Here is a 15,554-nt window from a genome sequence, read left to right on the forward strand (position 1 = left end):
GTGCTATTCATTTATCTTAAACCATTGCACTTCGCTATGCCACTTATGAGCTTGTAGAGAAAGAAGATTGTTCCATCCATCTGCAAATTTCAGTAGTCTCCATGTAAAAGAGGCAGCCCACGCCAGTTACTTTGACGCGGAGCTGCCTCTTTTTGAATTATTTTTCAGCGATCATGAATGACTGTTAATATTAACTGTAGCTTGGGTGAATTCCCTGATAACCTCAGCTAACCGTTCAGGAGCTTCAAAGAGGCTCATGTGGCCCGCTCCAGAAATCATAGCTTGCGTTATATTTGGTTTATCCGAAGTAAAGGTGCGTTCCGCAGGAATCAGTCCATCCTGCTCGCCAGCCACAAGTAGTACCGGCAACGTGGTAGCTGTGATCACATCACGTCGATCCGGACGCTCGCGCATTGCCAGTGCAGCTCCCGCTGCTCCTTGTGGAGGAGTTTTGTAGCCAATTTCTTTGGCTCGCTCCAGCAGATGCGGTGATGCAGAAGCAGTTGCTTTAGCAAAAATTCCTGGGACGAAGCTGTCCACAAAAGGAGTAATGCCTTCATTTTGAATTCTGCTGACACTTTTCAATCGATTCTCCCGTGCTTCTTCACTATCCGGATATGCAGTAGAATGGATTAATCCGAAGCCCTTCAATCGAGAGGCATACCGCTGCGCGAACGAAAGTGTAATATATCCACCAAGTGAATGTCCCAGCATGGTGCATTCAGAAATTTCTAGTATATCTAACAAGCCCAGAACATCGTCTGCCATTTGTTCAATCGTATAGGGGCCTAGTGGAGCCTCTGAAGCTCCATGACCACGTAAATCGGGAGCAATCACTCGGTAGTCGCTGCTTAAGATGGGAATGACTTGTTCCCAGTATTCAGCACTTCCACAAAAGCCATGCAATAATACAATAACCTCGCCTTTTCCCTGATCACTGTAGCAAATATTGCTTCCGTCACAACGTACTCTTTCCATGGCTGCTTCCCTCTTTCCAAAATACTAAGATATATTAACTAATATCTATTATTAAGCAAAACAGCTCTTCTTGAAACTGGCATCCTATTCTTAACGCTCAATTCCAAACCCTTTTGCTGCTGCGGCGGCAATTTGTTCAGCCATAACCATAACTCTATGTAGTGGAGTCGTCTGCAGCGTCCGATAGGGCTTTGGACCGTTGATATCTACAATCGCCGCCAAGCTATAATGCCCCACTGCGGGAAGGCATACCCCCACCGATTGTGCTGGCTGAAGCGGCTCATTCGAAACGAAGTAATATCCAAGAGCTATTGGAGGTCCTAGGCAAGCATCCACAGCAATAATGGTATGCTCAGATGGAATCTCAGCGACTCTGGCCACCAAATTATCCGCATCGCAAGGAGATGGCAACGTCCCGATTACGTGCGGAAAACCATATTCCAGAAGTTTACTGCCTGTTAGTGGACCGAGAGCGTCACCTGTAGATCGATCCGTTCCGATACACAGAAACGTGACTTTCTTCGCTGCATGCAGCGCTGCAATTTCCATAAAAAAGGACACCAATCCTACTTCGTCCCTTTTGCTTCGTTTACCGCTTCCCTGTTCTCTAATTGCCAATACCTTTCCTCCCTCCGATGATATTCTTGATTTCATGCCTTTAATTTAACATGATTTCTGTGAGTCCGACAAAAAAATGGTGATCAAGCTCACAATCATGGTAAAATACATGAATCAGTATACAGAGAGGATGTTAATAACCCTATGGATTTAACACAACCTAGTCAGGAAAATGTTGAATATATGATCGAGGCCATCAAGAACAAACTGAAGATGGCAAGTGCTGCTGCAATGCAAGCCTCCGCTTTTTCAGTAGATAAATATGAAGATATCTTCGATGTTTATGAGGTAGCTATGAGCAGCGATAGACTCAGTATTTCTCAGGTGGAAGCGCTCGTCTCCGAACTCGGCCGTCTGCGTCAGAAATAATTGTTCTTCGTTTACAAAAAGAGCCCCTCACTGCGTATCCGAGATGGATGCGCAGCGAGGGGCTCTTTTTTAAGTTCCTATTTCATGAAATGAAGCTGAAAATCTGTATCTGCATGACCTACCCGTGTACCACCATCATTGTAGATCACACCTGAAAATGCATTACGCAGCTTTTCCAAAGTATTTTTCTGACTGTATCCAATCTGATTTAAAATCCCCTGTACAATAAGTCCCCACTCTTCTTCTGATCCATCCAGAATCTTGAAGGCGATGCCCAGTCGCTCGCGGCGCAACCCGAAGCAATATACACCCTTAAATCCACCCTTAGCAATAATATTTTCATCTTCCAAAAGGATTGAATCAAGGCGTCCAGACCCAGAAACCATCTCCGGATGAGCATTCATGGCCGCAGTGATCGTAGTGACCGCTTTGCGAGTTGTCTCGTCAGCAATTAAATCAGGATTCGCTAATTTCAAATATGCAGTCGCCAAGGCGGTCAAAGGCATGGCAAATACCGGCAGACCGCATCCGTCCGTACCTAGGCCAATACTGTCTGGAGCCACACCAGCCATATAAGCAATCGTATCTATAATCTCACGCTGAACCGTTTGCTCCGGCTGGGCGTATTCTTCAAGTGGCAGTCCTTTGAGCTTACTATACGATAAAATCCCCATATGCTTGCCCGCACAGTTATGATAGAACTTTCTTTTGCCCGCGCCGCGAATGGCATTCTCTCTACTCGTATAATCCAGTGGATAGCTAGTGGCACATATCATTTGCTGCTCATCGATGCCAATCTTGGAGGAAATACTCTCTAACGCGGCAACATGATAGCTTTCTCCTCGGTGTGAAGCAGTCATTAGAGCAACCTCAGCAGGTGTAAAACCATAATGCTCCACGATTCCTCCACGAATGCCCGGGATAGCCTGAAGCGGCTTGGCTGCAGAACGGGTAAAGGATACAAATTCAGGATCACCTGCATAGCCCTTTACGTTCCCATTTTCTCCTACGATAGCAATATGTCCACTATGAACACATTCCAGCAAATCCGACCGGTATTCTCGTACTAATACTGTTTCCATGGTAACTCTCCTCTTTTCTCTTGCTGCTCTATAACCCACAAGGATTTATTAGAATTCTACATTTAATAAATGCTAGAAAATAACCCCGTGCTCCGGGGATTTTTTGTACATCACAAACTCCCTTAAGTGTTAGTTCCATGAGGAATTCTACTCCTATTTTCATCATTCTTCAATCCTCTCCACACCAAGAAGATTTTAGAAACCACACAAAAACAATTCCATCAGCAATAAATCCAGAGTGACGCCTCCTCAGATTCTTGCTTTTCTGAAAAATTACTACATCTCAATCTGCCCGAATTCGTTCTATGTGGTATTCCAAGCTGTTAATAAATAGTCTAGAACAAGTGACTCTCGCCATCGTCCCCTTATTCATCAATTGTTTCAGCCTATACGCCAAAGTTTAAATACGAAGTAAGATAACTTATAAGGAGTGATTGGTGATGAGTAACGTAGAACATAAAGTAGAGCATGAAGTAGAAAACGGAAGCAACTTTTTCAAAGGCATCTTTATTGGTAGCTTAATAGGTGCTGCCGCAGCCCTGTTATTTGCACCAAAGCCTGGCCGTGAAATGCGTAGTGATCTGTCTGATAAACTTACGCTTGCTACTGACAAAACCAAAGAAGTGGCTGGCGTCGTAACTGACAAAACCAAAGCCATTGCCACAACGGTAGGTGAAAAAGCAACCGATCTGGCTAGTACGGTTTCAGTCAAAGCCTCTGATATCTACACAACTGTCAGTGACAGCAAGCAGCAAATTGCCGCTACCCTTCAAGACGCAGGCAGCAAAATTGGTGACACTGTAAGTGAAGCCTCAAATAATGTAGCCTCTGATGTGAAAGACGCTTCTAAAGAAGTGGCTGACGAAGCCAAAGCATCCTCTAAAGAAGTCGCCGATGAGGCTAAAGATGCAAAAGAGGATGTTAAATCCTCCTATAAATCCAGTTACTAATCTGCGGCATAATACAGCTATCATTTCATCCGACAACAGCCAGCTGTCCGCAGCTGGCTGTTGTTTAGTTATACCCTCTATAAAGATTCATCTGACTGAATAGATCCTTAATAAATGCCCGTTCGGGCTACAGAAAGCAGGGGTGCTCCATGGGAGAAACAAATAGCCAAACAAAAGCATATGAAATTGATGAACATCCTTTCGAATTACGGCATGAGGTCAAACGCTTAAACAATCGTCTGGATAAGATTGCTGACTCACTCGAAAAATCAGAATTTAAGGACATCCTCGATAACTATTCAGATCCAAAAAAAAGAATTATCACAAACTTAATGGCCGGTATATCCCGAGGTCTCGGCCTATCTCTCGGAACGTTCGTAGTTCTTGGTGTTCTGGGTTACATTCTCAGCCTATTTCTTGATGTTCCCGTGATCGGTGAGTACCTTGGTGAGATCAAAAAATACATCGATGCGAACAGCTAACAACTGGGCTATCTATCACCCATCTATCACCGCTCCCCTTACCCCGCTTGTCCGTCTAATCCTTCAAGGTTAGCCGGACAAGCGGGGTAAGGGCTTTGTAGAACACAAATAAAGGACATGCTATTCTCCAGGCACGGAGAGAGGCATGTCCTTATCGTCGAACAGTAAAATTCAAATCCAGGTAATGTATATTACACATAAAGGAGCTCAATAGGATGAGTTGGCCATAATCTGCTTTAACTTCTCAGTGGCCCGCTTCTGTATCCGTGAAACGCTCATCTGTGAAACCCCCAGCTTCTGAGCGATTGCCCGCTGGGATTGACCATCTTGGAAGGCTAGCAATAACACCTGCTGCTCTTGCTCCTTCAATTGTCCTAGTGCTTGCTGAAGATCCATTCGTTTCTCTACAGTCTCGTAATCGTTCGCATCAGAGCTGATAAGCTCCCCTAGCGTAGCTCCAGTCTCCTCTTGGGAAAGCGGTGAATCCAGAGATACGTAATGGTAACATTCTCTGCCTGCCAGTACTTCTACAGTTTCTTCAACAGACAGATCAAGATAATGAGCGATCTCATCGACCGCAGGAGAACGCTCAAGCTTCACTGTAAGTTCATCAATCGCGTGTTGAACAAGCGCTCCTTTTTCTTTAATCCGTCTAGGAACCTGTATGTACCAAGATTTATCACGCAAATAATTCTTCATATGTCCAATCATGCTTTTCATCGCATAGGGCTCAAAAGGGATTCCGAGACTGATATCATATTGCTGCAGTAACCGGATGAGCGCCATTTGCCCGACCTGATATAAATCCTCATACAAGTCGGGGCGATTACGGGAAATTTTCCCAGCAGCCATTTTCACCATAGGCTCATATTTCTGTATCAGCAACGTCGCCTGATCGTTATCCTTGGTCTGCTGATACTCCCAAATTTGGGTGACTGCTTCATTCATGGACTCGGGGGGAGTCACTTTGTCACTCATACTTTCTCCTCGCTAAAATTAAGGTGCTTCTTCAAAGTTACCACCGTCCCTTTTCCGGCTTCACTTACGACACTAACGTCATCCATCAACGCTTGCATTAAGTAGAACCCTAACCCGCCAACCTGAACGTCACTTAACTCCTTATCGTGCAGTGTCATACGTTCATTAGACTTGTCCAAGCCGTCAAAGCTCTCCCCTTCGTCTTTGACTGTAATGGATAAGGAGCTTTCCTCTACCTCAAAAATAACATCTACTATTCCGTCTTTTTGGCCATAAGCATATAATACTGAATTGTTACACGCCTCTGACACTGCCACTTTCATGTCTTCTATATCCTCATAGGTGAAACCCATTTTCGAGGCAATGCCGTATAAATTCAACCTAACAATATCCACATACTCTGCGCTAGCAGGCAACTGAAGAATTACTTTTTGCACATCATCACTCATTCTTTGTTCTATCCTTTCCTAGTGGGAATTCTCTTGGGAGGCAAAAAACTTGGAAATACCAGTCATGTCAAACAGCTTCTGAATTTGTGGAGGAACATCCTCAACCATAAACTTAACGTCCATTCCTTGTCTTGATTTCAGGATCGAAAGTAGAATACCAATCCCTGTGCTATCGATGTATTTTAATTCTTTTAGATTAATAACTAAATCTAGTTTGGTATCTCCCACAAGTGGCTCCATAACCAGGCGGAAATCGGAAGCCACTGATAAATCAAGTTCACCACTCAGGAAAACTGTGCATACATTCCCTTTGGTTTCTGTCTTAGCATGGAACTTGTTACTTTTATGCGTATTCATTAGACGATCTCTCCTGAACAAATATTTTCTATATTAATAACCTTAATGATATACCTTTGAATCAGAAAACGTTAAAAAATCGAATTGGTAAATACTAGATTACGCTTGGAAAATAGATATATCAGGTTCTACTAATACATTGTCGTTGCTAGAATATCGAGAAATAATTTGTTTTATACTACTCATCTTCAGCGGTTTGCTGATGTAATCATCCATTCCAGAGGCCTTACAGCGATTCTGAATCCCTTCCATGACGTTCGCCGTCATTGCAATGATAACGGTCTTCTCGGCAGCAGGACCGCCCTCTCGACGAATTTGAGCGGTTGCCTCCAAGCCATCCATCACTGGCATTTGAAGGTCCATAAAGATAAAATCATAAGGACGTTTAATCGCCATCTCCACAGCCTGTTGACCATCTTCAGCCATATCGGCCGCATAGCCCAGCTTATCCAGCATGCTGACCATTAGACGCTGATTAATCGGATGGTCATCCACAACAAGGATTCTACTTCTCCCCTCTTGATTGGGAACAAGATGCGTGGATTCCTCTTCTTGATATCCGCCTATCAAATCTTCTCCTGGCATGGATGCCTGAATCGTAAAGATAAAAGTAGCTCCTTTTTGCTCCATCGATTCTACCCGAATTTCTCCGCCCATCATTCCGACAAGAGATTTACATATAGCTAATCCCAAACCTGTTCCCCCATATTTCCGTGTCATGGAAGAATCAAGCTGCGAAAAGGGCTCAAATAATCGGTCACATTTCTCCGGAGAAATACCAATCCCCGTATCCATAATTGTGAATTCAACTTCCATCTTATGATCCGCAACGCTCTTGATCGAGGCGACTAGATAGACCCCACCTTGATTTGTAAATTTAACTGCATTAGCGATCAGGTTAATTAGAACTTGGCGTAAACGAGCCATATCCCCATATAAAAGCCGAGGCAATTTCTGATCAATAAAATAAGCGAGCTCCAGGTTCTTCTTTCCCGCTTCTATCGAGAAGAGGCTGAACACCTCTTGAATACAATTTCGAAGTTCAAATAAGTGCTCTTCAACTTCCATTTTTCCGGATTCCATTTTAGTAAAGTCAAGAATGTCGTTAATTACCGTAATCAACGTGTCCGCACTTTTCCGAATGATCTCCGAATATTCCTTTTGCTCAGAAGTAAGATCCGTCTCCATTAACAGATCGATCATGCCAACTACGCCGTTCATAGGTGTACGAATTTCATGACTCATCATGGCTAGAAATTCCGACTTTGCTTTCGAGGCGATCTCCGCCTCTTCTTTTGCCTTGATAAGCTCACTATTAATGATTTCCAGCTCTTTCGTCTTTTGCTGCAGCAGCATGGTTTGAGTCTGATGCTTCTTGCTTGTGATGTACATTTCGACAAAGCCTTGTATCTTAGAGTTCAAAATTTGTGGAATGAAAGGTTTGACCATATAATCAATAGCCCCTGCCGAATAGCCAGCGAATAAATGCTCCGCTTCTTTGCTATTGGCAGAGATAAAAATAATCGGAATTTCCTTCGTTTTCTCTCTGGCCTTGATCAATTTTGCAGTTTCAATTCCATCCATACCCGGCATCTGTACATCTAGTACAATGACAGCAAAATCATACCTTAACAAACAGCGCAACGCTTCTTCACCGGAGGTAGCTTTAATTAGCTCGTAATGCTGGCTCTCAAGCACTGCCTCCAGCGCCAGCAAATTTTCAGGACGGTCGTCTACTAGTAGTATATGAATTGGTTCTTGAAACCCCATAGGACCACCCTCCCACATGCGTTATTTTATGTTACGGTATATTTTCTCCACTCTGTCTAAAGATTCATAGCAATCGCTATATTTCGTAAAGTGAATGGACTCCTTAGAGCCCAGAACAAGGATTCCAAAGCGACTTAGACTTTCATGAAACAACCCGTGAACATGATCACGAAGCTCATCATTGAAATAGATCATTACATTTCGGCAGAAAATAACATTAAATTCATTAAATGAAGTGTCAGTAGCTAAATTATGCTCAGCAAAAATGATATTTTTGCGTAAATAAGGCTGTAGAATAACCGAGTTATACTTTGCAGTATAGTATTCGGAGAATGCCCGAGTACCTCCTGCCTCCAAATAATTCTTAGTATATTGCTTCATTCTGCTAATATCATAAACGCCTTCCTTAGCCTGCTGTAAAGAACGCTCATTCATATCTGTGGCATAAATTCGAGCCTTATCATAAAGCCCTTCTTCATGAAGCAGGATGGCCATGGAATAAACTTCCTCCCCAGTGGAACATCCAGCATGCCAGATACGAATATAGGGATAGGTTCTTAACAATGGAACTACCTTCTGGCGAAAAGTTAGAAATAATCCCGGATCCCTGAACATTTCAGTCACAGGAATAGAGAGACTGTAGACAAATCGTTCAAAACAAGCCCGATCATGCAGAACCTTCTCTTGCAGCGCGGATATGGTGAGTACATTCTCCGCATGGACATGATGCCAGATGCGTCGTCTTAATGAAGGCAACGCATAATTCCGGAAATCATAGCCATATAAACGGTGTACCCCATCAAGAAGCAGCTCAATCTCAATTTGCTCCAGTTCGTCACTTCCCGCCAGAACGGGTTGCTCTTCATATCCGTGTTCTATTGCTTTCATTGTTATCCCGACTCCCTTATCAACACGCCGTACTTTTGAAGAATGGCTTTTTGTTAGTTCTTTTAAAGTATTACCCCAATATTGAGGTTACGAATACAGCCAGACTCGCATTAAAGATAGAAGTTGACCTGTTGCGATTGGCTTCTTCATATAGTCAGAAGCCCCCGCTTCAATACATTTGGCACGATCCTCTTTCATAGCTTTGGCAGTAAGCGCAATAATAGGCAGTTTCTTATACTGCGGCATCTCGCGAATCCGGCGCATAGCCTCATATCCGTCCATCTCCGGCATCATCATATCCATTAGTACAAGATCGAAATCTTCTTGTTCTACTAGCATTTCCAGCGCCTCGCGTCCATTCTCCGCAAACTTCACTTCCATATGATACTCTTCGAGTACGCTGGAGAGCGCAAACACATTGCGAATATCATCATCAACGAGCAGTATTTTCTTTCCTTCGAACAATTCTTCTTTATTATGAAGCTTCTGCAGTATCTTACGTTTATCTTCCGGAAGATTGGCTTCTACCCGGTGCAAGAACAGCGTAGTCTCATCTAATAACCGTTCTGGAGAACGTACATCCTTGATAATAATTGATTCCGCATATTTGCGTAGCTGTGTCTCTTCTTTGCTATCCAAATCCTTACCCGTATAAATAATAATAGGTAGATCATTTAATTCCTCATCATCACGAATTTGATCCAGCAGATCGAAACCAGTCATATCCTCAAGCATCAGATCCAGAACCATACAATCATATCTCTGCTTCCGTAGCTCACTCAGTGCCTCCCCGCCAGTTGAAACTGCGGTTATAGCCACATCGTCGTGACCGATCAATTCCATGATAGAACGACGCTGAATCTCATCATCCTCAACAATCAGCAAGTATTTCAACGTACTGGAGGTGTAGTTCTCGATTTGCGAGAACGCCCGCTCTAGAGCTTCTCTAGAAGATGGTTTTCTTAAATAAGCCATAGCCCCCATCATAAGCCCCTGCTTCACTTCATCATTTACAGAGATGACATGGACAGGAATGTGGCGGGTCTGAGATGCGCTTTTTAACTCTCTAAGGATGGTCCAACCGTCCATTACAGGCAGCTGAATGTCTAGAATAATTGCATCAGGTAGATAAGTCTTCGCCATCTGCAGTCCAGTATCGCCTTGAAGGGCTACAAGCCCTTTGAAATTGCGGCCATGAGCCATATCCAGTAATATTTTCGCAAAGCTCTCATCGTCTTCAATAATAAGCAGAACCTTATCATTTGCAGTCAAATGATCACGGTCATCATCGATCATCAATTGTGGAATAGGTTCATGGACTGGCGTTGGTTTAAGGGTTGGAAGCATATCTCCAATATATTCATTAAACGTTGAATCTTCTTTGGTTACAGCAGCTTCTGTTGCTGCAGGCTGTTTAATGTAATTCGCCTTCACTGGCAAATACAAAGTAAAGGTACTGCCTTGTCCCTCACGGGATTCCAATGCAATAGCTCCCCCCATTATACGAACCAATTCACGGCTGATCGACAATCCCAGACCTGTGCCTCCATATTTACGACTGGTTGTTCCGTCTACTTGTTGAAAGGCTTCAAATACAATATCTGTTTTGTCAGCCGGAATACCAATTCCACTGTCCTTCACAGCGATAGCAATATACTCTTTATCACTTGGCAAGTTTAGTGGCAATAGATTGTTATCTGCTGGGCTAACTGAAAATTCAATGAAACCTTCGGTTGTAAATTTAAAGGCATTCGAGAGTAAATTTCTTAAGATCTGCTTCAAGCGATGACTATCGGCAATTAAGCTATCTGGCAACGGCTCGTTAAAGGTAATCCGTAAGGAGAGTCCTTTTTTGAGTGCCTGCGGAGCGAAATTCTGCTTCACAAAGCTCTTCAGCTCAGTCAGTTTAATTTCTTCATGATTCAGTTCCATTTTTCCTGCATCAACCTTGGAAAGATCCAGAATTTCATCAATCATCTTAAGCAGGTCTGCTCCTGACATGTAAATCGTATGTGCAAATTCAACCTGCTTCTCTGTTAAATTACCATCCTTATTCTCTGTAAGCAGTTGAGACAAGATCAAAAGACTGTTGAGCGGTGTCCGCAATTCATGGGACATGTTCGCCATAAATTCCGATTTATATTTACTTGTCACAGATAATTGCATCGCTTGTTTCTCTAACTGAATCTTAGCATGCTCAATTTCATCCTTCTTCTCCTCGACCTCCTGCACTTGTTCCTCTAAAGCACGAGTCTTAGCAATAAGTTCCGTATTATAATGCTCCAGTTCTTCCTGCTGACGCTGAAGCAGTTCTTCCGACCGTTTAAGCGCATCCGTCTGCTCTTCCAAGTTCTCATTGGAACGACGCAATTCCTCTTGCTGAGTCTGTAATTCCTCCGACTGGCACTGCAGCTCTTCCGTAAGAGCTTGTGAATCACGCAACAACTTCTCCACGATCAAACGACGGCTAATATTATTAAAAATAATACTTAAATTATTCGCAAGTTGCTGCAGCAAATCATTTTTCAAACTGCTAAAAGGTTGGAATGAAGCAAATTCTACTACGCCCAGCAGTTCATCTTCAAAAATAAGCGGATGAATAGAAATATATCCAGGTTGCGCATCCACGAATCCGGACTTAACGGATGAATAGTCTTCAGGAGCCTTCTCCAGTCTGATTGGATGCATATCGAGCGCACTTTGTCCTACTAGCCCTTCTCCAATCATAAACCCGTCCTTAGGTTTCTTATCATTATCTACTGCATAATATCCACTGCTTCGTAAAAAATCAGGACGATTGGCATCTTTTAAATAAACAGCTCCGAACTGTGCTCCCAGCACAGGGGTAAACTCATTGATGAAGGTCTGTGAGACCTGATCCAAGGAGCTAACACCTCGCAATAGTTCCGTCACCTGAGCAACATTCGCATTCAGCCAGGATTGGTCATTCTGCGCTTGCGCATAGGCCTGTTCCATTTGCTGCTTCTGTTCAAGATCTAAAGCCATCTTCTTAAAGACGAGAGCAACCTCACCAATTTCATCTTTAGTAGTAACCTTTATACGCCGTATGGCTCTCACTCTACCGTTGCCAAAGCTGGTAATCATCATTGAAACGACATTAAGCCCCCGTGTGATGCTTGGGATGATCCATAGAACTACTCCAAGTCCGAGAAGTAAGCCCAGAATCATCATAAGAACTACCATCTGAGTCGAACTTTTATAAGCTTCGTTGGCCTTCGTACTCTCTTCGTTCATAATAAAAGCATTATAATCAGAGAGACTGTTCAGAGCGTTTAACACGGCATTCTGAATCGCTTGTCCCTCTGTGTTGGAATATGTGCTGGCATTTTGAAAATAACCAGCCGATAGCAGTTTCAATACCTTTTCCTGATAATTTATATAAGAGGTGTACGCATCATCTATTTGACTAACCATTTGCATCTCTTCAGCGCTGGTCATCGACGCTTTTATTTTCTCGTAGTACTCATTCGCTTTAGTAATCTTTTTATCAATCTCATTCTTTTGAGATTCTACCGATGATGCATCTGCACTTAGCATGGTCGTGGTCAATATTCGCGCCATATCATTGACTTCTCCACGCATCCCCGAAGAAGACCGCCCCTTCATATATCTATCCTGATAACCTTCCAGTTGGTCATTCATATAATTTAAGCGGTCGTATCCTATCATCGTAAGTGCAAGCATAATCGCTAACATGGCACTGAAGCCAATTAAGAGTTTAGCCTTTATCTTCATTCTCTATCTGTTCCCTTCTTCAGTGAGATCCACACAATACATTTATCATCATCACGCTCTTTAGGAACCTCTACATTGAAAAATGCAGCCCGAATAGCTTCTTCGTTCCACTTATGTTCAACATTTAAATGTTGAATCATAAATTTAAGCTGCTCTTCTTGTTCACCCTCAACCAGTTCCAATAGACCATCTGTATAAAGAACTAAATGCCCTTCATCTTCATAGGTTAAGCTCTGTGGCTGAATATCGATCCGTTCAAACAGACCTACTGGGTGACAGTTACTCTCCAGCATGATTGGAGTCTTAGCCTCGCCTTCAAAAAACAGCGCTGGTGGATGCCCGGCGTTAACGTAGTCAATACGTTTCATACGGGTATCTATCACAAGATAAATGGTCGTAAAGTAGTATTGGATCAACTTTTTCTCAATATAGAGCTGATTAAACCTTCGATTGAGCTCCTGAATTACCTTTTCCGGCTCTACATACGTAGTTACCGTGTCCTTTAATACAGAAGCAAGAAACATACAAAAAAGAGAGGACGATATTCCGTGTCCCATAATGTCCAGCAGGATCACGCCATATCGGCCATCACCAAGGGGGTACCACGCGTATAAATCACCGGCAAGCTCAGAGGATGGCTGATAGATGGCATTGACCTCAAAATTCTCTTCCTGAAGAGGCGAGCTCAACACAGCATTCTGAACAAGTGCGGCCAGTCTCAATTCTTCTTGAATCCGCTGATCTCGTTCCTTATGCCAATCTTTCTCTCGCTTCAACCGCAGCGCGAGCCTAATTCGGGCCATCAGCTCCACTTTGTTAATGGGTTTTGTAACATAATCTACTGCACCTGCATCCAGTGCTTCTGCCAGCTTCTTGGAATCTCCAACAGCTGTAACCATTATTATTGGAATATCCTTCAGGTGTTCGTATTGCTGCACAACACGACATGCCTCGATTCCATCCATTTCCGGCATCATCATATCCAGTAAAATCAGATCGATATCGGACATCCGAGGACGTCCATCTTCACTCACAGAACCGATACCCAACCGCGTAAGCATCTCTTTTGCTGAGGATGCGGTTACGAAATTTCGGTAATCTTCTTTTTTCAGGATTTCACGGATAATGATAACATTAGTCGGATTGTCATCTACGATTAAGATTCTCATCATCTTCACCTCACACGAATAGTATTACGAACGAAAAATTCTGCGACTCATTACCTATATCATACGCTATTTAAATGTGTTATTTCTATTTTTAATATATGTAAATATAGTAATAGGTTCATTTACGCCTTCAGCAAAGTAACCTCCCGAGCCACTACATGTAGTGGTTCGGGAGGTTACTCTATGGTAAAGACAGCCCCTATTTATTAACCAAAATGATCAAAAGTGAAACATATTAAGAAGAAATACTATCAAATAAATCAATACCTTCAAATTCACCTGCTAAATTTCGATATATTTTGAGCGCATTATTTCCTCTCATATACACATCTCCATCTTCGGCTATAAAATACGGTTTACCCAAGGTAGATTGCACATTATCCTTCATGGGATCAATTCCCACCCCATTTACCTGTAGACCAAACTGCTGTGCTTGAGATGGTGAGACATGCACATACAGCACAACCCCCTCACCAACACCCACTGTCACATCTGCATATTGGTACTCCTCTGTCCCTTGCAATGGATCATTTGTTACCGCAAGCGGATCACCCTTGGCCAGAAGCAATTCTTCCTTCGTAGCATATAAAGCAACACCTTGCAGTGAATCAAAACGGTTTATAGAAGGGCTCGTTTCTGAGGAATATTCAAATGTGAGAACTGTCTTAGGCTGATCACTAAAAGTTGAGATAGGCGTCAACTGTGGAGACGCATCAAAGTATGGGGAAAGTAGACTAAACAAAAGAATGATAATGTTCATGTTGTTATCCCACCTTTCTTATCTGCAGCCGCCATTTACAGAGGACTTGCTGCCTTAACTTTAATGACGGAATTTTTTCCAAAGAGTTGCAGCTACATCCACACTTTTTAACACAGTAGCTATTTTCCCCGGTGCTTTCTCGTTATTAACAGCATCATAAGAGTTTACCGTACGTTCCTCAGCTGGAGTCAGCGGAGCTTCTTTTAAGGATACCCCCTTACGCTTCTCCCTCAATTCATGTGATTTACGATATCTTTCAATCACAGTTACTGAAACTTGCTTAACGGTTAAGGTCAACTCATTCATAACTTCTCCCAAATTCTTCACAGAATCTATGACAGGATCAATCTTCTGAATTTTATTCTGTACATCAGCGGTAATTTCATTTGCATGTCTGACTGTAGTCTTCACTTCATAAGTCAGTTCATCCATCGTCTTCTGCACTTCCACCAAGGTCTGGCTTACTTTGTCAAGAGATTGCTTCGCTGACTGCAAAGTCTTAATTAGAAAGAAAACAAGTATTGCGAATGCGATGGCAACGAGAGCTACACTAAGTTCAATGATCATATTCATAACCCCTTCCAAATCTCATAAATAGTGGCTAATCAGCCTTGTATACTGCATAGTTACCCCTACTACCATATGCCGAAACAATCTGTCGAGCGTTGTCAAAACTCCCTGCTCCCCTTTGTTTCAGAATCAAAGTCCCCGTTTATACAATGACTACAAATCAAAAAAAGGATAGGTGATATGTAATGTTAAAATGGTCCGCAATTCTGCTAGTTGTAGCTGTAATCGCTGGTATCTTTGGTTTCTTCAATCTTGTAGCAGCCGCTGCTGGTCTTGCAAAGATACTATTCTTCGTATTCTTGGTTCTGTTTGTTGTTTCCCTCTTCACGGGACGCAGAGGTAGATCGATGTAGCCTCCTCCCATAACTATCCATATAT

16 protein-coding genes are annotated in these 15,554 nt (G+C 42.8%); 4 read left to right on the forward strand and 12 right to left on the reverse strand.

The annotated features are described in order from the left end of the window. Positions 1-171: 171 nt before the first annotated feature. A complete protein-coding gene (locus M2444_RS20700; protein ID WP_094872433.1) occupies positions 172-978 on the reverse strand; it encodes an alpha/beta fold hydrolase in 807 nt (268 codons plus the stop codon). Positions 979-1,068: 90 nt separating this feature from the next. Then, positions 1,069-1,596, reverse strand: a complete 528-nt coding sequence (gene yyaC, locus M2444_RS20705) for a spore protease YyaC (RefSeq protein WP_280787921.1) — start codon at positions 1,594-1,596, stop codon at positions 1,069-1,071. A gap of 144 nt (positions 1,597-1,740) precedes the next feature. Between yyaC and M2444_RS20710 the strand changes: the two genes are divergently transcribed. Then, the gene (locus tag M2444_RS20710) at positions 1,741-1,965 is read left to right on the forward strand and encodes a DUF1128 domain-containing protein (RefSeq protein ID WP_042131036.1); all 225 of its coding nucleotides are present in this window, start codon (positions 1,741-1,743) and stop codon (positions 1,963-1,965) included. Between the two features lie 77 nt (positions 1,966-2,042). Here M2444_RS20710 and M2444_RS20715 read toward each other — a convergent pair whose 3' ends face one another. After that, a complete protein-coding gene (locus tag M2444_RS20715) occupies positions 2,043-3,047 on the reverse strand; it encodes an asparaginase (protein WP_094877858.1) in 1,005 nt (334 codons plus the stop codon). A 440-nt stretch (positions 3,048-3,487) separates the two neighbouring features. On the opposite strand from M2444_RS20715, the gene M2444_RS20720 reads away from it, so the two are divergent. Beyond that, positions 3,488-3,997 (forward strand): YtxH domain-containing protein, encoded by a 510-nt coding sequence (locus tag M2444_RS20720; protein WP_076285477.1) that lies wholly within the window; start codon positions 3,488-3,490, stop codon positions 3,995-3,997. 149 nt (positions 3,998-4,146) lie between these two features. Continuing rightward, positions 4,147-4,479 (forward strand): DUF5665 domain-containing protein, encoded by a 333-nt coding sequence (locus M2444_RS20725; protein ID WP_094872436.1) that lies wholly within the window; start codon positions 4,147-4,149, stop codon positions 4,477-4,479. 207 nt (positions 4,480-4,686) lie between these two features. On the opposite strand, the gene M2444_RS20730 is transcribed toward M2444_RS20725, so the two are convergent. The 9 genes from M2444_RS20730 to M2444_RS20770 form a co-directional block, all read right to left on the reverse strand. Beyond that, on the reverse strand, positions 4,687-5,457 hold the full coding sequence (locus M2444_RS20730) for a sigma-70 family RNA polymerase sigma factor (RefSeq protein WP_042131042.1): 771 nt from the start codon (positions 5,455-5,457) through the stop codon (positions 4,687-4,689). Further along, positions 5,454-5,906: an anti-sigma B factor RsbW gene (rsbW, locus tag M2444_RS20735; protein ID WP_094877859.1), complete on the reverse strand. Its 453-nt coding sequence runs from the start codon at positions 5,904-5,906 to the stop codon at positions 5,454-5,456. The genes M2444_RS20730 and rsbW overlap by 4 nt, the downstream gene beginning before the upstream one ends. A gap of 18 nt (positions 5,907-5,924) precedes the next feature. Then, positions 5,925-6,263, reverse strand: coding sequence for an STAS domain-containing protein (locus tag M2444_RS20740; RefSeq protein ID WP_042131044.1), 339 nt, complete (start codon positions 6,261-6,263; stop codon positions 5,925-5,927). 99 nt (positions 6,264-6,362) lie between these two features. Further along, complete coding sequence (locus M2444_RS20745; protein WP_094877860.1) at positions 6,363-8,033, reverse strand: response regulator; 1,671 nt, start codon at positions 8,031-8,033, stop codon at positions 6,363-6,365. 21 nt (positions 8,034-8,054) lie between these two features. Continuing rightward, positions 8,055-8,921, reverse strand: a complete 867-nt coding sequence (locus M2444_RS20750) for a CheR family methyltransferase (RefSeq protein WP_094877861.1) — start codon at positions 8,919-8,921, stop codon at positions 8,055-8,057. Positions 8,922-9,008: 87 nt separating this feature from the next. Continuing rightward, positions 9,009-12,677 (reverse strand): response regulator, encoded by a 3,669-nt coding sequence (locus M2444_RS20755; RefSeq protein WP_094877862.1) that lies wholly within the window; start codon positions 12,675-12,677, stop codon positions 9,009-9,011. Beyond that, positions 12,674-13,846, reverse strand: coding sequence for a SpoIIE family protein phosphatase (locus M2444_RS20760; RefSeq protein ID WP_094877863.1), 1,173 nt, complete (start codon positions 13,844-13,846; stop codon positions 12,674-12,676). Before M2444_RS20760 ends, M2444_RS20755 begins: the two co-directional genes overlap by 4 nt. Before the next feature lie 235 nt (positions 13,847-14,081). After that, positions 14,082-14,606, reverse strand: coding sequence for a hypothetical protein (locus M2444_RS20765; RefSeq protein WP_280787922.1), 525 nt, complete (start codon positions 14,604-14,606; stop codon positions 14,082-14,084). Between the two features lie 60 nt (positions 14,607-14,666). Beyond that, positions 14,667-15,173 carry a DUF948 domain-containing protein gene (locus M2444_RS20770; protein WP_094872444.1) on the reverse strand — a complete coding sequence of 169 codons (507 nt, stop codon included), beginning with the start codon at positions 15,171-15,173 and terminating at the stop codon, positions 14,667-14,669. A gap of 188 nt (positions 15,174-15,361) precedes the next feature. Between M2444_RS20770 and M2444_RS20775 the strand changes: the two genes are divergently transcribed. Further along, positions 15,362-15,529: a DUF1328 family protein gene (locus M2444_RS20775; RefSeq protein ID WP_042131050.1), complete on the forward strand. Its 168-nt coding sequence runs from the start codon at positions 15,362-15,364 to the stop codon at positions 15,527-15,529. Positions 15,530-15,554 lie beyond the last annotated feature (25 nt).

The sequence above is a fragment of the Paenibacillus sp. PastF-3 genome (assembly GCF_029893135.1).
GTDB classification, from domain to species: Bacteria; Bacillota; Bacilli; order Paenibacillales; family Paenibacillaceae; genus Paenibacillus_AQ; species Paenibacillus_AQ nitricinens.